Source organism: Rothia santali, from assembly GCF_024199905.1.
Lineage (GTDB): Bacteria > Actinomycetota > Actinomycetes > Actinomycetales > Micrococcaceae > Rothia > Rothia santali.
In genome coordinates this window covers 16,115-35,354 of record NZ_JANAFB010000031.1, presented here as the reverse complement: position 1 = coordinate 35,354, position 19,240 = coordinate 16,115, and the positions used below count along the sequence as shown (strand labels likewise).

At 74.3% G+C, this 19,240-nt stretch carries 15 protein-coding genes and 2 pseudogenes; 3 read left to right on the top strand and 14 right to left on the bottom strand.

All coding sequences use genetic code 11. The features are described from left to right. The 14 genes and pseudogenes from NBM05_RS11650 to pyrE form a co-directional block, all read right to left on the bottom strand. A pseudogene (locus NBM05_RS11650) lies at positions 1 to 126 on the bottom strand (acetate kinase); the annotation flags it as partial. Between the two features lie 208 nt (positions 127 to 334). Beyond that, positions 335 to 3,427: pseudogene (locus tag NBM05_RS11645) on the bottom strand (non-ribosomal peptide synthetase); the annotation flags it as partial. Beyond that, positions 3,399 to 6,431, bottom strand: coding sequence for an amino acid adenylation domain-containing protein (locus tag NBM05_RS11640; protein ID WP_254167575.1), 3,033 nt, complete (start codon positions 6,429 to 6,431; stop codon positions 3,399 to 3,401). The gene NBM05_RS11640 and the pseudogene NBM05_RS11645, both read right to left, overlap by 29 nt. Before the next feature lie 215 nt (positions 6,432 to 6,646). Beyond that, on the bottom strand, positions 6,647 to 6,934 hold the full coding sequence (locus tag NBM05_RS11635; protein ID WP_254167573.1) for a hypothetical protein: 288 nt from the start codon (positions 6,932 to 6,934) through the stop codon (positions 6,647 to 6,649). A 124-nt stretch (positions 6,935 to 7,058) separates the two neighbouring features. Further along, positions 7,059 to 8,039 (bottom strand): magnesium and cobalt transport protein CorA, encoded by a 981-nt coding sequence (locus NBM05_RS11630; protein WP_254167571.1) that lies wholly within the window; start codon positions 8,037 to 8,039, stop codon positions 7,059 to 7,061. 178 nt (positions 8,040 to 8,217) lie between these two features. Then, positions 8,218 to 9,507, bottom strand: a complete 1,290-nt coding sequence (locus NBM05_RS11625; protein ID WP_254167569.1) for an adenylosuccinate synthase — start codon at positions 9,505 to 9,507, stop codon at positions 8,218 to 8,220. Between the two features lie 102 nt (positions 9,508 to 9,609). After that, positions 9,610 to 10,020: a DUF4870 domain-containing protein gene (locus NBM05_RS11620; RefSeq protein WP_254167567.1), complete on the bottom strand. Its 411-nt coding sequence runs from the start codon at positions 10,018 to 10,020 to the stop codon at positions 9,610 to 9,612. A 250-nt stretch (positions 10,021 to 10,270) separates the two neighbouring features. Next, positions 10,271 to 11,365, bottom strand: coding sequence for an alanine dehydrogenase (gene ald, locus NBM05_RS11615; protein ID WP_254167566.1), 1,095 nt, complete (start codon positions 11,363 to 11,365; stop codon positions 10,271 to 10,273). A gap of 132 nt (positions 11,366 to 11,497) precedes the next feature. Further along, complete coding sequence (locus tag NBM05_RS11610; RefSeq protein ID WP_254167564.1) at positions 11,498 to 12,031, bottom strand: hypothetical protein; 534 nt, start codon at positions 12,029 to 12,031, stop codon at positions 11,498 to 11,500. A 37-nt stretch (positions 12,032 to 12,068) separates the two neighbouring features. Beyond that, positions 12,069 to 12,980: a glycosyltransferase family A protein gene (locus NBM05_RS11605; RefSeq protein WP_254167562.1), complete on the bottom strand. Its 912-nt coding sequence runs from the start codon at positions 12,978 to 12,980 to the stop codon at positions 12,069 to 12,071. Between the two features lie 10 nt (positions 12,981 to 12,990). Next, positions 12,991 to 13,413 (bottom strand): DUF3151 domain-containing protein, encoded by a 423-nt coding sequence (locus NBM05_RS11600; RefSeq protein WP_254167560.1) that lies wholly within the window; start codon positions 13,411 to 13,413, stop codon positions 12,991 to 12,993. Between the two features lie 270 nt (positions 13,414 to 13,683). Next, positions 13,684 to 14,709 (bottom strand): class II fructose-bisphosphate aldolase, encoded by a 1,026-nt coding sequence (gene fbaA / locus NBM05_RS11595; RefSeq protein ID WP_254167558.1) that lies wholly within the window; start codon positions 14,707 to 14,709, stop codon positions 13,684 to 13,686. A gap of 217 nt (positions 14,710 to 14,926) precedes the next feature. Further along, positions 14,927 to 15,574, bottom strand: a complete 648-nt coding sequence (locus NBM05_RS11590; RefSeq protein ID WP_254167585.1) for a TrmH family RNA methyltransferase — start codon at positions 15,572 to 15,574, stop codon at positions 14,927 to 14,929. A gap of 98 nt (positions 15,575 to 15,672) precedes the next feature. Beyond that, on the bottom strand, positions 15,673 to 16,257 hold the full coding sequence (gene pyrE, locus NBM05_RS11585; protein WP_254167556.1) for an orotate phosphoribosyltransferase: 585 nt from the start codon (positions 16,255 to 16,257) through the stop codon (positions 15,673 to 15,675). 142 nt (positions 16,258 to 16,399) lie between these two features. Here pyrE and NBM05_RS11580 point away from each other — a divergent pair, with 142 nt between their 5' ends. The 3 genes from NBM05_RS11580 (at position 16,400) to NBM05_RS11570 (ending at position 19,127) form a co-directional block, all read left to right on the top strand. Next, on the top strand, positions 16,400 to 18,094 hold the full coding sequence (locus NBM05_RS11580) for an SLC13 family permease (RefSeq protein ID WP_254167554.1): 1,695 nt from the start codon (positions 16,400 to 16,402) through the stop codon (positions 18,092 to 18,094). Between the two features lie 99 nt (positions 18,095 to 18,193). After that, positions 18,194 to 18,595, top strand: coding sequence for a YciI family protein (locus tag NBM05_RS11575; RefSeq protein ID WP_254167545.1), 402 nt, complete (start codon positions 18,194 to 18,196; stop codon positions 18,593 to 18,595). 256 nt (positions 18,596 to 18,851) lie between these two features. Further along, on the top strand, positions 18,852 to 19,127 hold the full coding sequence (locus NBM05_RS11570) for a hypothetical protein (protein WP_254167543.1): 276 nt from the start codon (positions 18,852 to 18,854) through the stop codon (positions 19,125 to 19,127). Positions 19,128 to 19,240 lie beyond the last annotated feature (113 nt).

Sequence of the window (19,240 nt, the reverse complement as noted above, 5' to 3'; positions counted from 1 at the left end):
CCCCTCGACGACGAGGCGGCGGAACGGCGCGGAGTTCTCCCCGATCCCCGCGGTGAAGATCAGCACCCGCGCGCCACCGACGGCCACGTGGTAGCCGCCGATGTACTTCACCAGGCGGTAGGCCGCCCAGGGCGAAGAAGTCGTCGTCGGGACCCACCTCCCGCGCGCCCAGGACCTCGCCCATGATCGCGGCGACGGCTCGCTCGCGCTGCGTCCCGGACCGCCGGGACCCGCCCCCGGGCCCCACGGGATCCGGCAGCGCGGCGGCGTCGACCTTGCCGTTGGCCGTCAGGGGGATGGACTCCACGACGGTGACGACCGCCGGGACCATGTAGCCGGGCAGGGCGGCCGCGGCCTCGCGGCGCACGTCCTCGCCCGCGGTCTCGCCGACCACCCAGGCGACCAGGCGCTCGGCGTCGTGCCCCGTCCCGCTGCCGCCCACGGCGCGGACCACGGCGGTCCGGACGCCGTCCACGGCCTCCAGGGCCGCCTCGACCTCCGCGGGCTCGATCCGGTACCCGCGCAGCTTGACCTGGTCGTCGGCGCGGCGGACGAACTCCAGCTCGCCGTCGGGCCGGCGGCGCACGACGTCGCCGGTGCGGTACATCCGGCTCCCGTCGCCCCGCGGGTCCGCGACGAAGCGCGCCGCGGTCTCCCCGGGGCGCCCCCGGTAGCCGTGCGCCTCGGACAGGCCGGAGAGGTACAGCTCGCCCTCGACGCCGGGCGGCACCGGGGCCAGGCCCGCGTCCAGGACGCGCGCGGTCACGTTGGGGACGGGGCGGCCGATCGAGGGCCGCTCGCCCTCGATCGGGCCGAGCACCGAGTCGACCGTGAACTCGCTCGGCCCGTACAGGTTCCACCCGGTGATCCGGGGCGCGGCGGCCAGGCGGGTCCACAGGCCGGGCGCGACCGCCTCGCCGCCCACGGCCAGGGTCAGCTCGCGGCCGGCGTCGGCGAGCGCGTCCTCCAGCCCCACGGCCAGCAGCTGCCGGGCGTAGGAGGGCGTGGTCTCGAGGACGTCCACGCCCTCGTCCGCCCCGCCGGGCAGGCCGCGGACGACGACGCCGGCCACCGCCTCGGCGTCGACCCGCGTGCGCTCGTCGGGGAGCACCAGGGTGGTGCCGGCCACGAGCCAGAGGATCGGGTCCCACGCGGCGTCGAAGCCGAGCCCGGTCAGGTGCAGCATGCGCGCGGGGCGGGGCGCGAGGGCCCGGTGCGCGGGGCCGATCAGCCGCGCCTCGTGGTGGGCGAGCACGTTGGCCAGCGCCCCGTGGGGCACCTGCACCCCCTTGGGCGTGCCCGTGGTCCCCGAGGTGTACACCAGGTAGGCCACGTCCTGCGGCCCCGGCAGGGGCGGGAGCACGACGTCGGGCCCGGCCTCCCCCAGCTCACCCGGCGTCGTGCGCGCGGGCTCCGCGGCGCCGCGCTCCCGCAGCAGCCCGGCGAGGCCCGGGGAGTCCCCGGCGGCCTCGGTCAGCAGCAGCCGCGGCGCGGAGCCGGCGAGGACGTCGGCCAGGCGCGCCTCCGGGTGCGCCACGTCCAGCGGCACCGCGACCGCACCGGCGCGCAGCACGCCGAGCACCGCCGCGAGCGTCGCCGCGGAGCGCGGCAGGCCGAGCGCGACCCGGTCCCCGGGCGCCACGCCGCGCGCGGCCAGGGCCCGCGCGATCCGCTCGACCTCGGCCCCGAGCTCGGCGAAGCCGCGGACCCCCTCGGCGTCCTCGAGCGCGGCCCGCTCGGGGTGCTCCGCCGCGGTCCGGGCGAGGCGGTCCAGGACGGTCCCGCGGACCTCGGCCTCGCCGCCTCGGGCGTGCTCCTCGACCGCGCGGGCGGTCTCCGGGTCCATCGCGGGGATCTCCGAGAGCCGCCGGCCCGGGTCCTCCTCCAGGGCGCGCAGCATCCGGTCCAGCGAGCCGAGCATCCGCTCGGCGGTCGCGGGGTCGAACAGGGCGCGGTCGTAGGCCAGGACGGCCTCGAGCGGGCCGTCGTCCCCGGCGGGGGTGCGGACGTCGACCATGAGGTCGGCCTTCACCCCGGCGCTCGTGGTCTGCGGGGGCACGGTCACCCGGGCGCCCGGCAGCTCCAGGACCGCGGGCGCGGTGTTCTGCAGGGTCAGCATGACCTGGAAGATCGGGTGCCGGCCGGCGGCGCGGGCCGGGCGCACGGCGTCGACGACGGCGTCGAAGGGCAGCTCCTCGTGCGCGTACGCCTCGGTGTTCCCGGTCCGCACGCGCTCCAGGGCCTCGGCGAGGGTGGGATCCTGCTCGAGGGAGGTCCGCAGGACCAGGGTGTTGACGAAGAAGCCGACCAGGTCCTCCAGCTGCGGGTCGGCGCGGCCCGCCACCGGGGTGCCCAGGACGACGTCGTCGCCCGCGCCCTCCTGGCGCAGGGCCGCCGCGAGGGCGGTCTGCAGGACCATGAACAGGCTGCCGCGGTGCTCGGCGGCGAGCCGGCGCAGGGCCGCGTGCCGGCCGGCGTCGAGCTCCAGGAGCAGCTCGCCGACCCCGGCCCGGGCCGGGTCCGAGGGTCGGCCGCGCCGCGGGACCGGTCCCGGGCAGCGCGATCTCCTCGGCGCGCCGCGCAGCGCCTCGGCCCAGTAGGCGGCGTGCCGGGCGGCGCGGCTCTCGGACCGCTCCGGGTCGCCGAGCTCGCGCCGCTGCCACAGCGCGAAGTCCGCGTAGGCCACCGGCAGCGGCTCCCAGGCGGGCTCGCGGCCGTCCCGCCGCGCGGCGTAGGCCGCGGAGAGGTCCCGGGCGAAGGGCGCGAGGGACCAGCCGTCCGCCGCGATGTGGTGCATCACGACCAGGAGCGTGCGGCTCCGGGCGCCGGTGCGCAGCAGCAGCGCCCGGAGCGGGGTGGTCTCGGTGACGTCGAAGGGGCGCAGGGCCTCCTGCTCGACCACGGCGTCCACGCGCTCGGCCGGCACGTCCACGGCCGTGAACGGGGGCCGTGCGTCCTCCGCGTCGAGGACCCGCTGGACGGGCTCCCCGTCCCGGTAGGGGAAGACGGTGCGCAGCGGCTCGTGGCGCGCGACGACGTCGGCCAGCGCCTCCCGCAGGGCCGCGACGTCGAGCTCGCCCTCAACCCGCAGGACCACGGGGATGTTGTAGGCGGCCGAGCCCGGCTCGAGGCGGTTGAGGAACCACAGGCGGCGCTGGGTCGGGGAGACCGGGAGGGGGTCCGGGCGGGTCGCGGGGACCAGCGGCGCGGCGGCGTCGTCGGCCCCCTCCTCCTCGCCCAGGCGGGCGGCCAGGGCCGCGGCCGTGGGGTGCTCGAAGACGTCGCGGACCGTGACCCGGCGCCCGGTCTCCCGGGAGAGCAGCGCGGCGACCCGGGTGGCCAGCAGCGAGTGCCCGCCGGCGGCGAAGAAGTCCTCGTCGACGCCGATCTCCGGGAGCTCAAGCGCCTCGGCGAAGGCCGCGGCCACCCGGCGCTGCGCCTCGGTGCGGGGGCGCTGGGAGGCGTCGGCCGCGGCGTCGCGCTCCGGGGAGGGCAGCGCGCGGCGGTCCAGCTTGCCGTTGGCGGTCATCGGGAACTCCGCGAGCTCCACCACGGAGGCCGGCACCATGTAGGCGGGCAGCTCCCGGCGCAGGGCCTCGCGCACCGAGCCGGCGACGCCGGTGCGCCCCGCCCCCGGCCGTGACGTACCCGATCAGCCGGGCCGCCGGGCCGCTGCCGCGGACCTCGGCCGCGGCCCGGCCGACGCCGTCCTGCCGGCTCAGCGCGGCCTCGACCTCACCCAGCTCGACCCGGTACCCGCGGATCTTGACCTGGTCGTCCAGGCGGGAGAGGAACCGCAGGGACCCGTCGGGGCGCCGGCGGACGACGTCGCCCGTGCGGTACATGCGCGAGCCGTCCGCGGCGAAGGGGTCGGCGATGAAGCTGGAGGAGCTCTTGCCCGCCTGGCCCACGTAGCCCTGGGCCACGTTGGTCCCGGCGAGGTACAGCTCGCCGACCGCGCGGTCCGGCACGGGGTTCAGCCCGGAGTCCAGGACGTAGTGCCGGCTGTTGCGGACCGAGTCGCCGATGTGCGGCTCGGAGCCCGCCTCGATCCGGGCGATCAGGCTGTCCACGGTGGTCTCGGTGGGGCCGTAGAGGTTCACGGCGTGCACGTCCTCCAGCGCGGCCAGGCGGCGCCACAGCTCGGCGTCGACCGCCTCGCCGCCGACCGCGACGACGCCGGGGTGCCCGGGCCGCTCGAACAGCCCGGTCCCGAGCAGCGCCTCGGCGAAGGACGGGGTGGTCTCGATGGAGTCGATCCGCCGGTCGGCGAGCTCCTCGGCCAGGCGCTGGGGGTCCCGGCGGACGTCGTCGGCGATCACGTGCAGCTCGTGGCCGGCGAAGAGCCAGAGCAGCGGGTCCCACGCGGCGTCGAAGGACAGGCCCGCGGTGTGCGCGACCCGCAGGGGGCGGCCCAGCCGCTCGGCGGCGGGGTCGAAGAGCTCCTCGCGGTGGTGCTGGAAGAGGTTGCGCAGGGCGAGGCGGTCCACGCTGACGCCCTTGGGGCGCCCGGTGCTGCCGGAGGTGAACACCACGTAGGCGGCGTCGTCCCCCGACGCGGCGGCCAGCCCCTCGGGGTCGGCGGGGCAGCGGCGCCAGGCCTGCTCGGTGTCGGCGTCCACGGCCAGCGTCGGGACCTCCCAGGAGGCCCCGGCGGCCCGGTCGCGCCCGGCCTGCTCGCAGTCGGTCAGCAGCAGCCGCGGGGCGGCGTCCTCCAGCATCCCGGCGACCCGGTCGGCCGGGTACTCCGGGTCCAGGGGCACGTAGGCCCCGCCGGCCTTGAGCACGGCGAGCACCAGCAGGGGGAGGTTCGCGCTGCGGCCGATCCGCACGGCCACCCGCTCCCCCGGACCGACGCCGCGGCCGCGCAGGTGGTGCGCCAGGCGCGAGGAGTCCTCGTGCAGCTCGGCGAAGGTCAGGGTGCCGTCCGCGGCGACGACGGCGGTCGCCTCCGCGCGCTCGGCGGCCGCGGCGGCGAAGGACTGCAGGACGGTCTCGGGCTCCAGGGGGCGGTGCGGTCCGGCGCCCTGGGCCAGCAGCGGCTCGACCTCGGCCGGGCGCGTGACGCTCAGGGAGCCCACGCTGGCCTCGGCGTCGGCCGCGAGGACCCGGTCCAGGAGGTCCAGGAGCCGGTCGGCGTGCTCGGCCAGGCTCTCGCGGGTGTGCAGGGCGGCGTCGCCCTCGAGCTGGAGGGTCGGCTCCGCGGCGTCGCTGTCCAGGCCCGAGACGACGAAGGACAGGTCGTGCACGGGCCCGGTCGAGAGGATGCGGACCGTGCCCCTCGCGCGGCCCAGCCGGAGGTCGTCGATCACCGGCAGCAGGTTGACGGAGGGCCCGGCGTGCTGCGGCGCCCCGGGCAGGTCCTGCACGCGGAAGCGCTGGTGGCGCACGACGTCGCGCAGGGTGGCGCCCGCGTCCCGCACGACCTGCGCGACGTCGGCCCCCGGCGCGACCTCGAGGCGCAGCGGCAGGATGTTGGACAGCATCGAGGGGGCGGTCTTGGCGACCTTCCCCCGGCGCGCGGTCACGGGCAGGCCCAGGGAGACCCGCTCCTGGCCGGTGATCTTGGACAGGTAGAGGCCGATGCCGCCCACGAGGACCTTGGCGACGTCCCGGCCGCGCTCCCGCAGCAGGGCGGCCTGCTCGGCGCCGAAGGGCCGCGCGTACCGCACGACCTCGCGCGCCGCGCCGCCGGGCAGGCCCTCGAGCCCGTCCACGACCGTCTCGTCGGACAGCTCGGCCTCCCAGAACCGGCGGTCCTGGGCGCTCTGCTCCGAGGCGTCGTACCCGGCGAGCGCGCCGAGCAGCTCCTCCTGGCCGGGGAAGGGCGGGTCCAGCCGGTCCGCGACGCGGGACACCAGGCCGGCGAGCGGCCGCAGGAGCATGCCCCGCGGGGCGCGGCGGTGCAGCTCGGAGTAGACGCCGGCGAGGTACCGCAGGGCGATCACGGCCGAGTAGCCGTCCAGCATGACGTGGTGGACGCGGAGGAAGAACAGGGACCGATCCCCGGCGAGGCGGAACAGCACCGCCCCGAAGAGCCCCTCGCCCTCGATGTCCCGGGGCGTGGCCAGCTCGCGGTCCATCCGGGACAGGGCGCGCTCGCGTGCGGCGCTCTGGTCCACCTCGTCCCGCAGGTCCACGACCTCCAGGAGGTCCGCGGAGGGCTCCGGGCGGTGCACGAGGCCGTAGGGGCCGTCGTGGTCCTCCGCGAAGCGCGCCGACAGGGAGTCGATGTCCCGCACCATCTTGGTGGTGGCGATGCCGAGGAGGCCGGGATCGACCGGGCCGTCCAGCTCCAGGTACTGCCCGATCTGGTAGGTCGGGTTCTCGGCGTCGAGCCGCTGGGCGTACCAGATGCCGCGCTGGGCGGGGGTCAGCTCGAGGCGCTCGGGGGAGGCGGAGGGAACGACGTCGCGGCGGGTTTCGGGCATGCTGGAGGAACTCCTGTCGGAGGCGGGGTGAGACGGTGAGCGGGCGGCGGGGCGGGGCCCTGCTGCTGCGGGATCGGCCGGGGTGGCCGCCGGTGCCGGCCGGCCCTGGGAGCGGCCGGGGCCAGGATCGGCCGGGGCCGGGATCGGCCGGGGCCGAGCCCTGGGGCTGGTCCCGGGGTCAGCCGGAGCCGGGCCTGGGGGTCAGCCGGAGCCGATCACTGGAACTGCCCGAAGCGCGGGTCGTTCAGGATGCCGCCCAGGTCCACGAGGGAGCCGGTGAGCAGCGGACCCTGGACCAACGGCCCGTCGATCAGGGTCAGGGAGGGGGCGGGCCGCGTCGTCGCGCCGCGGGTCGTCGTGCTCTGCGGGGACACGGCCTGGGTCGACGCGGCCTGCGTCGACGACGTCGGCTGCGCGGCGGAGGCGGCGGGTGCGGCGGCGAGGCCGCCGAGGGCGAGGGCCAGGGCGGTCACGGGGATCATGGCGCGGCTCGGCTTCTGCACGGGATTCACGTCCTTCACGATGGTGGTCGGGCGGCCCGGCCCCGGGAGGGGCTGGGCGGTTCTCATCGTGTGTTCGGCGCCGAACGCCGAGCGGATTGTTTCCCCGTCACGTTATTCTTCGAGGTCAGAGCCACTTCTTGACCTTGAACACCACCCAGAGGCCGAAGCTGGTGGTCACCATCAGCCCGAGCGCGAAGGGGTATCCGTAGCGCCAGCCCAGCTCGGGCATGTCGTCGAAGTTCATGCCGTAGATCCCCGCGATGATCGTCGGGGCGATCAGCACCGCGGCCCATCCGGAGAGCTTCTTCATCGCGTCGTTCTGCCGCTGGCCCACCAGCGTCGACTCGATGGTCAGCGCGTTCTGCAGGGCGCTGCGCAGCCCGTCGAGGCGCTCGACGTCGCGGGTCACGTGGTCCCGGACGTCCCGGAAGTGCCGGTGCAGCTCCTCGGAGACCCCGTACTTCTCGCTGCCGCGCATGAGCAGCTCGAGCATGTAGCCCAGCGGCCGCGCAGCCCGCTGGAACTTCACGACCTCGTTGAACATCTCGTAGATCCGCTGCGAGGCGTTCTGCCCGGTGAACAGCTGCTCCTCGACCTCGTCCAGGTCCTCGTCGAGCGACTCCAGGATGGGCTCGTACTCGTCCACGACGCCGTCGAGCAGGAAGTACAGCAGCGTCTGGGGGTTCTGCGGGTCCAGGTGGTGGCGCTTGAAGGCACGGCGCATCCAGTGGGCGACCCGCTCGGAGCCGGCCGGGTGCTCGGTGAAGACGATGAAGAAGTCGGGGCCGACGAAGGCGTGGATCTCCCCGAACTCCATGCGCTCGGCGTCCTCGTCGTACCGGGCGGGGCGCAGGACCACGAAGAGGGTGTCCCCGTAGCGCTCCAGCTTGGGGCGCTGGCGCCAATGGGCGGTGTCCTCGAGCGCGAGGGCGTGCAGCTCGAAGCGCTCGGCGCAGGCCCGCACCTCCTCGTCGGTGGGGTCCTGGGCGACCAGGCAGACCGTGGCGTCCCGGCCGGAGTCGAGGACGTCGAGGGCGGCCGACGCCGAGTCGACCGTGCGGTAGCGGCCGTCGGCGTCGGAGGCCGCGGTGAGGAGGAAGGGCATGGGGTGCTCCGGGGCGGGGTGAGGGTGCGGCGGGCGGCCGGGCGTTCGGGACGGGGGACCGAGCGGGCTCCGCGGCGGTGGGACCCGGGGGGCTCGCGACAGTGGGGCCGGGCAGACCCCGCGACGGCGGCCGGGCGGCCCCGCGACGGCGCGCCGCGGAGCCGCCCGGCCGGCGTCGCTATCCCTCGATCAGGTCCCGCACCACGATGGTGTTCTCCCGGCCCGGGCCCACGCCGATCGCGGAGATCCGGCAGTTGGACAGCCGCTCCAGGCTCTCGACGTAGTGCCGCGCGTTGGCAGGGAGCTCCTCGAAGGTGGTGGCCCCGGAGATGTCCTCGGTCCAGCCGTCGAAGTGCTCGTAGATCGGCTTCGCGTGGTGGAAGTCGGTCTGGGTCATGGGGATCTCGTCGTGGCGCACGCCGTCGACCTCGTAGGCCACGCACACCGGGATCCGCTCGATGCCGGTCAGCACGTCCAGCTTGGTCAGGAAGAGGTCCGTGAAGCCGTTGATGCGGGCGGCCTGGCGGGCCAGGACGGCGTCGTACCAGCCGCAGCGGCGCGGGCGGCCGGTGTTCACGCCGAACTCGCCGCCGGTCTTCTGCAGGTACTCGCCCCACTCGTCGAACAGCTCGGTGGGGAACGGGCCGGCGCCGACGCGGGTGGTGTAGGCCTTCTGGATGCCGATGACGCGGGAGATCCGCGTGGGCCCCACGCCCGAGCCGACCGAGGCGCCGCCCGCGGTCGGGTTGGAGGAGGTCACGAAGGGGTAGGTGCCGTGGTCGACGTCGAGGAAGGTGGCCTGGCCGCCCTCCATCAGCAGAGTCTTGCCCTCGTCCAGGGCGTCGTTGAGCAGCAGCGTGGAGTCGACGATCATGGGCCGCAGGCGCTCGGCGTAGGAGAGGAAGTACTCGACGATCTCCTCGACCTCGACGTGCCGGCGGTTGTAGACCTTGACCAGCAGCTCGTTCTTCTGCCGGAGCGAGCCCTCGACCTTCTGCCGGAGGATCGACTCGTCCAGGATGTCCTGGACGCGGATGCCCAGCCGCCCGATCTTGTCCATGTAGGTGGGGCCGATGCCGCGCCCGGTGGTGCCGATGGCGCGCTTGCCGAGGAAGCGCTCGGTGACCTTGTCCATGGTCTGGTGGAAGGGCGCGACGAGGTGCGCGTTGGCCGAGATGCGCAGCTTGGAGGTGTCCGCCCCGCGCGCCTCGAGGCCGTCGATCTCCGCGAAGAGCGCCTCGGGGTTGACCACGACGCCGTTGCCGATCACGGGCGTGGCGTTCTCGCTGAGGATGCCGGCGGGGAGCAGCTTGAGCTCGAACTTCTCGCCCCCGACGACGACGGTGTGGCCGGCATTGTTGCCGCCGTTGGGCTTCACGACGTAGTCGACGCGGCCGCCGAGCAGGTCGGTGGCCTTGCCCTTGCCCTCGTCGCCCCACTGGGCGCCCACGATCACGATTGCTGGCATGTGGAACTATCACTCCTCAAGACGCTGTGCCCGCCGGGTTGCCGAGGGGCAGCGTGTCCCACGATACCCGGTCGCAGGATCGGACGCCCGGGCGCCTGTGGACTACGTGAGGATCTTGGTCTGCAGCGGGTAGCGGTAGACCTCGCCGTTGTTGGCCTTCACCGCCCCGACGATGTGGAAGACGATGATCATGATGCCGGTGATGGCCCAGATGGGCCCGGCGACGATGAACCCGAGCCCGAAGGTCACGATCGCGAGGAGCCCCGCCGCGACGTTGACGATCCACATCGTGAAGTTGAAGTTGAACGCCTGCGCCGAGCAGGCCCGGACGAAGGCGTAGCCGGGCTTGTCCTTGTAGATCAGCCAGAAGATCAGGGGCCCGAGGAAGCTCAGGGAGCCGATCGAGATTAGCAGCGAGGCGAGCGAGGAGAGGTGGGAGAGCATCGCCATGGTCCGCGCGTCCGGGGGGATGCGGTTGCCGTAGGCGTCCATGGTCCTGGGGTCGGCGGTCATCGGGTCTCCTCGGGTCTGGGTCCGGTGCCGGGGCCGTCGCGGCGGGCGCGCGACGACGTGGCCCTGCGCCTCCAGTCTACGGGGCGCACGGGGCCGACGTCAGGGCGAATCGGCGCTGACGTGCGGGAACCCCGTGGCGCGAACGGGACGGCGGCGCCCCTGCCGGCGGCGCCGCACCGCCCGCGGGCCCTCTCGGGCAGCGACCGACGCCGCGCCCAGCGGGCCCTCGACCGGGTGCGGCCGCCGGCCCTCAGCCGACCGCGCTCGGCAGCTCCTCGTAGGCCGCGGCCACCCCGGGGGCGGTGATGCGCCCTCCCGCGGTGTTCACCCCGGCCGCGAGCCCCTCGGAGCCGGCCAGCGCGGCGTCGACCCCCTCGGCCAGGCGCAGGACGTAGGGCAGCGTGGCGTTGTTGAGGGACGCGGTGGCGGTCCGGGGCACCGCGCCGGGCATGTTGGTCACGCAGAAGTGCCGGACGCCATCGAGCTCGAAGACGGGGTCGTCGTAGCTGGTCGGGTGGGAGGTCTCGAAGCAGCCGCCCTGGTCGATCGCGACGTCGATCAGCAGCGCCCCCGGCTTCATCCGCGCGAGGTGCTCGCGACGCACCAGCTTGGGCGCCCGCGCCCCGGGCACCAGGACCGAGCCGATGACGACGTCCGCCCCCTCCAGCTCCCGCTCGATGGTGCGCGGGTTGCTGGCCAGCACCCGCGCGCTGGTGCCGAACAGCTGGTCGAGCTCGCGGACGCGGTGCAGGGAGGCGTCGAGGACCGTGACCTCGGCCCGCAGCCCCAGGGCCAGCTGCGCGGCCTGGGTCCCGACGACGCCGCCGCCGAGCACCACGACCCGCGCCGGGGCGACGCCGGGCGCGCCGCCGAGCAGGATGCCCGGCCCGCCCTCGAGGACCGAGCTGTACCGCGCCGCCGCCTGGGCGGCCAGGCGGCCGGCGATCTCGGACATCGGCGCCAGCAGCGGCAGGGCGCGGCCCTCGCGGACCGTCTCGTAGGCGATGGCGCGCATCCCCGCCCCCAGCAGCGCCTCGGTGAGCGGGCGCGCGGCGGCGAGGTGGAGGTAGGCGAAGAGGGCGAGGTCCTCGCGGAAGTGCCGGAACTCCGACTCGACGGGCTCCTTGACCTTGACGACCAGCTCCGGGCGGTCCCACACCTCGTCGCGGTCGGCGAGCGTGCCGCCCGCGGCGACGTACTCGGCGTCGGGGAAGCCCGTCCCCTCCCCCGCGCCCGCCTGGACCAGGACCTCGTGGCCGGCGTCGGCCAGGGCGTGGACGCTGTCGGGGGTCAGCCCGACCCGACGTTCGTTCGGCTTGATCTCCGTGGGCACCCCGATGAGCATGTTCCGCCCCTCCTGGTCGACGCTGGGACACCGGCCACGCCTTTGTGACCGGCATCTCCCATTATGGAGGACGGACGCCGCCGGGCGCAGGAGGTCACCCGGCCCGGGTGCGGCGCCGGGCGGCCCTCCGCTCTAGGACGGCCGGGTCCGCAGGGCGCACAGGGCCGCGCCCGCCAGCCCGGAGAGGATGTCGGTGAGCGTGTCCAGCGGGGGGATGTGGATCTCGGGCGTGACCAGGAGGTATCCGAGCAGCTCCATGACCTCCCAGACCACCGCGAGCGCCAGCCCGACGCCGAGGCACCACCCCAGCCGCCGGGAGAGCGGGGCCGCGCCGCGCGCGCCGTCCCCGAGGAGCCGCCGGTTCCACAGGAGCCGCACGAGCGCGTAGGTGGCCAGGAAGTGGACCATGAGGTCCCACCAGGAGATCGCGTCGTAGAGCTGCTCGGCGGAGCTGATGCCCGCGAGCAGGAGAATCGCGCTGACCTCCAGCCGGGCGGGCCAGCCGCGGAAGGCCACGAAGGCGAGGACCTGCCCGAGCCCCACGAGCAGCAGGACCGCGACGTCGACCCAGTTGCCCCGGACCGTGTAGACCAGGGCCGCCGCGATTCCGGTGAAGCACGCGCTCGATCCCAGAACCTGGGCCAGGCGGCCCCCGGGCGCCCTCACCTTCGCCGCGCCCCTCAGGCGCGCGCCCGCCAGGCCCTCATGCGCGCGTCCGCCCGGTCCCGCGAGAACTCCGCGGCCCGCGACGACCCCGCAACCCGCGGGATCCGGCGGGCCCGCCCAGGGTGGCCGAGGCGCGTGCCGCCAGCCGCCTCCACGGCCGCTGCTCGGGCCACTGCAGCGCGATGACCCGCACCGCCATCCGCAGCTGCCGGGCCACGCGCCGCGGCATCACCACGGCCCGCCAGGAGACGCCGATGACGTTGCCGCCGTCCACGACGAAGCGCTGGCCGGGGCGCAGGCGGAAGCTGAGGTCGTAGTCGTCGTGCACCCCGGCGGTCAGGTGCACGCCGGGGCGCGCCTGGGCCCACCACGAGGCGCGCATCGCCATGTTGGATCCCCACAGCGGAGCGTGCCCCAGTGCGAGCCCGCCGATGACCCGGTAGGCGCGGATGTAGAGCCTGCACGCAGTCTCCCCCAGCCAGCGGGGGGCCGGGCGGAAGCGGCCTGTCCCGGTGGAGGCGACCGTCCCGGCGTCGGCGGCGCGCAGGAGGCGGGCGTGGCGGGCCGTCCAGCCGGGCGGCGGGACGCTGTCGGCGTCGCAGCGGAGGATCAGCGGGTGGCGGGCGGCGTCGTACCCGGCGGCCGCGGCGAAGGCGACGCCGGGGCGCGGCTCCCGGATCACGCGCAGGGGCAGGGCCCAGCGGCGGCGGGCGGCGGCGAGCACCTCGTCGAGGCCGTCGCGGGAGCCGTTGTCCACCACGACCACCTCGTCCGGTGGCAGCTCCTGGAGGGAGAGGCCGAGGAGGCACGTCCAGAGGTGCTCGGCGTCGTCGCGCACGGGCACGACGACGCTGATGCCCTCCGGGGCGGCTCCGACCCGCTCCGGGGCGCCGCCGATCGCCTCCGGGGCGGTTCCGGTCCTCTCGCCGCCGGCGGCGTTCAGGTCCATGCCCGCGGCTCTAGCGCGCGGCGATCTGCGCGGCGGCCTCCGGGTCGGAGTCGTCGAGGAAGCCGGCGATGCGGACCGCCTCGCCCTCCTCCCCGATGGCCGCGGCGGCCTGGCCGAGCAGGAAGAGGCAGGTCAGGAAGCCGCGGTTCGGCTCGTGGGAGAACGGGATGGGGCCGTGGCCCTTCCACCCGCTGCCGCGCAGCGCGTCCAGTCCGCGGTGGTAGCCGACGCGGGCGTAGGCGTAGCCCTCGACGACGCGCCCCTCGCCCAGCGCCTCCTCGGCCAGGACGGACCAGGCGAGCGAGGAGGTGGGGAAGGCACGCGCCAGGTCCTCGCCCTCGTCGCCGGCCTCGATGCGGGCGAGGACCTCGGGCTCCTCGGCGAGGTACGTGGGGGCGGGTCCGTCCAGGAGGTTCTTGCCGGCCAGAGACATGCGGGTCCTTTCACAGATGCGAGCGGGTTTCTGGCTCCAGCCTATCCAGCGCCGCGGGGCGCCGCACGGGGCGTTCGCGGTGGGCGCGGCGGCCTAAGGACGACGGCGCCGCGGATCCGGGCAGGGACGGGGGTGGGGACGCCAAACGCGCGAGGGCCCCGGCCGAACGGGTCGGCCGGGGCCCTCGCGGGGGCGGGCGCCGCGCGGTGCGGGACCACGTGGCGTCCGGTGCGCGCCGGGCGGGACGAGACCGCCCGGCGTCGTGCGCGGCTACTTGACGGAGGTGCCCGCCGAGCCGAGGTTCTCGCAGGCCTGGACCACGCGGGCCGCCATGCCGTCCTCGGCCTTGGCGCCCCAGACGCGGGGGTCGTAGAGCTTCTTGTTGCCGACCTCGCCGTCCACCTTCAGCACGCCGTCGTAGTTGCCCAGCATGTGGCCGGCGACGGGGCGGGTGAAGGCGTACTGGGTGTCGGTGTCCACGTTCATCTTGATGACGCCGAAGGAGACGGCGTCGGCGATCTCCTGCGCGGAGGAGCCGGAGCCGCCGTGGAAGACGAGGTCGAACGGGCGGTCCTGGCCGACCTTCTCGCCGGCCTCGCGCTGGATCTGCTCGAGCAGCTCGGGGCGCAGGCGAACGTTGCCCGGCTTGTAGACGCCGTGGACGTTGCCGAAGGTCAGGGCGGTGATGTAGCGGCCCTTCTCGCCGTTCTTGCCGAGCGCCTCGAGGGTCTTGAGGGCGTCCTCGGTGGTGGTGTAGAGGGTGTCGTTGATCTCGCCGACGACGCCGTCCTCCTCGCCGCCGACCGCGCCGATCTCGACCTCGAGCACGATGTGGGCCTTGCCCGTGCGCTCGATCAGGTCCGCGCCGATGCGGAGGTTCTCGTCCAGCTCGATGGCGGAGCCGTCCCACATGTGGGAGTTGAAGATCGGGTCCTCACCGCGGGCCACGGCCTTCTCCGACTCCTCGAGCAGGGGCAGCACGAAGCCCTCGAGCTTGTCCTGCGGGCAGTGGTCGGTGTGCAGGGCGATGTTGACGTCGTACTGCTTGGCGACCTCGCGGGCGAAGGCGGCGAAGGCCAGCGAGCCCACGACCATGTCCTTCTTGCTGGAGCCGGACCAATACGCCGCGCCGCCGGTGGAGACCTGGATGATCCCGTCGGAGCCCGCCTCGGCGAAGCCTCGGATCGCGGCGTTCAGGGTCTGCGAGGAGGTGACGTTGATCGCCGGGTAGGCGAAGCCCTTCTCCTTCGCGCTGTCGAGCATCTGCGCGTAGACGTCCGGGGTGGCAATGGGCATGCTGGCTCCTTGAGACGAGGGAACGTATGGGGCGCCGGGGGCGGCACCCGTCTATGCGGCGACGGCGCCTTGGCGGACGCCTCCTCGCCGGTCACCCTCAGTGTAACAACCAACACCCCCGATCGAAGGGGTTGTGGACGCATATTTCAGGCATGAAACCACAAGAAACCACTCGATGCCACGCCCGGCGACCCGGCGACCCCGCCGACCCGGGCGCCTATCCGACCGCCTGGCCGAAGACGTGGCGCCGGACCCACGCGTGCATCGCGATGGCCGCGGCCGCCGAGGCGTTGATCGAGCGCGTGGACCCGAACTGCTCGATGGACAGCGTGTCCGCCGCCGCCTCCTTCATCGCCTCGCTGACCCCGGGGCCCTCCTGGCCGAAGACCAGGACGCAGCGCTCGGGGAGGTCGTAGGTCTCCAGCTGGCGGGAGTCGGGGAAATTGTCGATCCCGATCACCGCGAGCCCCTCGCCCCGGGCCCACTCGACGAAGCCCTCGACCGTCTCGTGGTGCCGCACGTGCTGGTAGCGGTCGGTGACCATGGCCCCGCGCCGGTTCCAGCGCCGGCGCCCCACGATGTGCACCTCGCGGGCCATGAAGGCGTTGGCGGTGCGCACCACCGAGCCGATGTTGAGGTCGTGCTGCCAGTTCTCGATGGCGACGTGGAACGCGTGCCGGCGGGTGTCGAGGTCGGCGACGATCGCCTCCATCCGCCAGTAGCGGTACCCGTCCGTGACGTTGCGGCGGTCGCCGTCGCGCAGCAGCTCCGGGTCCCAGTGCTCGCCCTCCGGGAGGGGGCCCTCCCAGGGGCCGACGCCGACCACGTGGCTCGCCGCCGCGCCGTCGGACTCCCGGGTGGGCACCTCGGATCCGAGGCCGGGCGCCTCGTCCGGCCCGACCGCGCCGTCCGCCCAGGCCACCCCGGCCGCCCGCGCGGCGTCGCGCTCCCCCGATGCCACCCCTAGTCCAGGCCGAGTTCCGACTTGGAGAAGGCGTACAGGCACGGGACCCCGGCGGTCTGCTCGATGCGCTCCTTGGCCCCGGTCGCGCGATCCACGATCACGGCGACGGCGACGACGTTGGCCCCCGCCTTCTGCAGCGCCTCCACGGCGGTGAGCGCGGACCCGCCGGTGGTGGAGGTGTCCTCGACGACGACGACGTCGCGCCCCTGGACCGCCGGCCCCTCGACCTGGCGCCCCATCCCGTAGGACTTCTGCGACTTGCGCACGACGAAGGTGTCGATGGCGCGGTCACGGTCCCCCGCGGCGCGCATGATGGCACCGCCCACCGGGTCCGCCCCCATGGTGAGCCCGCCCGCGGCCTGGAACTCGACGTCGTGGCGGTCCAGGAGGTCCAGCATGACCTGCCCGACCAGGCGCGAGGCCTCGTGGTGGAGGGTCACGCGGCGCAGGTCCACGTAGTAGTCCGCCTCGAGGCCGGAGGCCAGGGTGACCCGGCCGCGGACCACGGCGAGCTCGAGGATCAGCTCGCGCAGGCGCTCGCGCGCCGCCTCGTGCGTGGGCGTGTCTGAAAGCTTGGAAGTCATGGGCCCATTCTATGGGGGCGCCGCGTCATCTCGGCCCCGCTCGGCCCGCCTGGGGGCGAAGCCCCGCTGTGACCTGTAGCATAGTCGGAAACCCGCACCGCACCCGCCCCGAGGCCGCGCACGATGACCCGAGGATGAGTCCATGAGCACCCCCCGAGTACCAGGCGAGCACCTGAAGCAGTACGAGACGACGCCGACCGGGGCCGTGGGGAGGATCAGACGCTCGGACGGGCAGAAGGCCCCCGAGGTCAAGGGCCGCGAGCGCCTCAAGCGCCTGATCGGCATCTTCGGCGGCCTGGCCGCGGCGGGGCTGGTCTACCTGGTCATGCCCGGCGACGCCCCCGACGCCGCGCGCCTGACCGCCGCCACGGCCGTCCTGATGGGCCTGTGGTGGATGACCGAGGCCGTGCCGATCCCGGCGACTGCCCTGCTGCCGCTGGTGATCTTCCCGACGCTGAACCCGGAGGCCGGGATAGACGACGTCGGCGCCTCCTACGGCAACAACGTCATCTTTCTGTTCATGGGCGGCTTCCTCCTGGCGCTGGGGATGCAGCGCTGGAACCTGCACCGCCGCATCGCGCTGCTGACGCTCCGGGTCATGGGGACCAAGCCCGCGGCCATGGTCGGCGGCTTCATGATCGCCACCGGGTTCCTCTCCATGTGGGTCTCCAACACGGCGACCGCGGTGATGATGCTGCCCATCGGCGTCTCGGTCCTCGTGCTGGTCACGCAGATCGGCTCCGAGGACGGGAACGACGCCGGCGCCCCGGGCGAGGATCCCGGTGAGGCGGGCCCCGCCGCCGCGGACGACGCCACAGGCGAGGGCGGCCCAGGCGCCGGCGAGGGCGACGCGGAGCCCGGCGGCGTCACCGAGGAGGCCAAGAAGGCCGTCAGGAAGTCCAACTTCGGCACCGCGCTGATGCTGGGCATCGCGTACGCGGCGTCGATCGGCTCGCTGGCGACCCTGATCGGCACCCCGCCCAACACCCTCCTGGCCGGGTACATGGCGGACACGCACGGGGTCGACATCGGCTTCGGCCAGTGGATGATCGTGGGCCTGCCGCTGGCCGTCGTCGGGCTCTTCGTGTGCTGGTTCGTGCTGACCAAGGTGCTGTTCAAGCCGGAGATCGAGGAGATCCCCGGCGGTCGGCAGCTGATCGACGACGAGCTGGCCAAGCTCGGGCCGATGAGCCAGGGGGAGATCAGGGTCCTCGTCATCTTCGTCCTCGCCGCGGTCTCCTGGATCACGGTCCCACTGGCCTTCGAGGAGCCGCCCATCACCGACGCCGGGATCGCCATGGCCGTGGGCGCGCTGCTGTTCCTGCTGCCCGCCGGGGCCGAGAAGGGCGTGCGTCTGCTGGACTGGGAGACCGCGGTCAAGCTCCCGTGGGGCGTGCTGCTGCTGTTCGGCGGCGGGCTCGCGCTCTCGGCGCAGTTCACCTCCAGCGGGCTCTCGGAGTGGATCGGGCAGGAGGCCACGGTCCTCGCCGGGATCCCGGTGTTCGTCATGGTCCTCGTGGTCACCGCCGGGGTGCTCGCCCTCACCGAGATCACCAGCAACACCGCCACCGCCGCGACCTTCCTGCCGGTCGCGGGCGGCATCGCGCTCGGCATGGGCTACGACCCGATGCTGCTGGCGGTCCCCGTGGCCCTGGCCGCCACCTGCGCGTTCATGCTCCCGGTCGCGACGCCGCCCAACGCCATCGCGTACGGCTCCGGCTACGTGACCATCGGGCAGATGGTCAAGGGCGGGGTGTGGCTGAACCTGATCTTCATCGTGCTGATCACCGCCGCGGTCATGGTGGTGGCGGTGCGGGTCTTCGGCATCGTCCTCTGAGACCGGGCGGGGCCGCCGGCGGCCCCGAGGAGGTTCCGGGACGGACCCGAGGAGACTACGATGTCGCTCACCTGTTGCGCGTCCGCGAGGAGGATCGCCATGACCAAGTACCTTCTGCTCAAGCACTACCGGGGAGCGCCCGCCGGGGTGAACGACGTGCCCATGGACCGGTGGACGCCCGAGGAGGTCTCGGCGCACCTGCAGTATATGGACGACTTCGCCGAGCGGCTCCGCGGGTCGGGCGAGTTCGTCGACGCCCAGGCGCTCGCCCCCGAGGGGACGCTGATCCGCTCCGACGGCGAGGGGCGCGAGCCGGTCGTCGACGACGAGACCCTGGCGGGGAAGGACCTCATCGCCGGGTGGATGATCATCGACACCGTGGACTACGACCGCGCGCTCGAGCTGGCCGCGGAGCTCTCGGCAGCCCCCGGGGCCGGCGGACGGCCCATCCACGAGTGGCTCGAGGTGCGGCCGCTCATGAGGGCGCCCTCGGAGACGTGAGTCCCGGTGGGGCCTCGGAGACCGACGGCGGGGCCGTGTGGGCGCCACCGGCGGGGTCCTGAGGCCATCAGCTGGGCGGTGAGGTTGTCGGCGCGGCGGTGAGGTCGTCGGCGGGTCCGCGCCAGCGCCGGCACGTCCCCAGGGTTGCCCCCGAGCATGCGTCCTACTTTGGTAGGAATCTGCGTGTGATCTGCGACAACATTTGTCATCTCGGAGATTGGGCCGCCGCGGTTTCGTAGAGTGGGCTGATCACCCGATGATCGACGGAAGGCCCGACACGATGGGACCACGGCGCAGCACCGCGGGGTACGGCCCGATCATCGTCGTGGCCGGAATCGCCGGTTTCCTCAGCCCCTTCCTGGTGCACGCCATGGGGGTGGGCGGCACCGCGTGGCGGTGGCCGGCCGCCGTCGCGGTCGGCGTGCTGCTGGCCGGCGCCATGTGGCTGATCCTGCGCTGGCGCGATGCCGCGCACCGCGAGAGGCACCGGGACGGCCCCGGAACCGCCCCCTCGGGTCGGTCGCACTCCTAGCCGACACCGCGGCTCAGGCCGCCCTCGGCATCCGACTCTCCGCCCCCGGCATCCGACCCCGAGCGACGCGACGCGTCCCTGGGCTTGACCCCGACCTGCGCGATACGCCCGGG

What these genes read in the sequence shown, in the direction of transcription:
- NBM05_RS11570 (WP_254167543.1), top strand. Translation starts at nt 18,852, where the DNA reads ATGATCGACGGAAGGCCCGACACGATGGGACCACGGCGCAGCACCGCG.
- NBM05_RS11620 (WP_254167567.1), bottom strand. Translation starts at nt 10,020, where the DNA reads ATGACCGCCGACCCCAGGACCATGGACGCCTACGGCAACCGCATCCCC.
- NBM05_RS11575 (WP_254167545.1), top strand. Translation starts at nt 18,194, where the DNA reads ATGACCAAGTACCTTCTGCTCAAGCACTACCGGGGAGCGCCCGCCGGG.
- NBM05_RS11580 (WP_254167554.1), top strand. Translation starts at nt 16,400, where the DNA reads ATGAGCACCCCCCGAGTACCAGGCGAGCACCTGAAGCAGTACGAGACG.
- NBM05_RS11625 (WP_254167569.1), bottom strand. Translation starts at nt 9,507, where the DNA reads ATGCCAGCAATCGTGATCGTGGGCGCCCAGTGGGGCGACGAGGGCAAG.
- ald (WP_254167566.1), bottom strand. Translation starts at nt 11,365, where the DNA reads ATGCTCATCGGGGTGCCCACGGAGATCAAGCCGAACGAACGTCGGGTC.
- pyrE (WP_254167556.1), bottom strand. Translation starts at nt 16,257, where the DNA reads ATGACTTCCAAGCTTTCAGACACGCCCACGCACGAGGCGGCGCGCGAG.
- NBM05_RS11640 (WP_254167575.1), bottom strand. Translation starts at nt 6,431, where the DNA reads ATGCCCGAAACCCGCCGCGACGTCGTTCCCTCCGCCTCCCCCGAGCGC.
- NBM05_RS11600 (WP_254167560.1), bottom strand. Translation starts at nt 13,413, where the DNA reads ATGTCTCTGGCCGGCAAGAACCTCCTGGACGGACCCGCCCCCACGTAC.
- NBM05_RS11630 (WP_254167571.1), bottom strand. Translation starts at nt 8,039, where the DNA reads ATGCCCTTCCTCCTCACCGCGGCCTCCGACGCCGACGGCCGCTACCGC.
- fbaA (WP_254167558.1), bottom strand. Translation starts at nt 14,709, where the DNA reads ATGCCCATTGCCACCCCGGACGTCTACGCGCAGATGCTCGACAGCGCG.
- NBM05_RS11605 (WP_254167562.1), bottom strand. Translation starts at nt 12,980, where the DNA reads ATGGACCTGAACGCCGCCGGCGGCGAGAGGACCGGAACCGCCCCGGAG.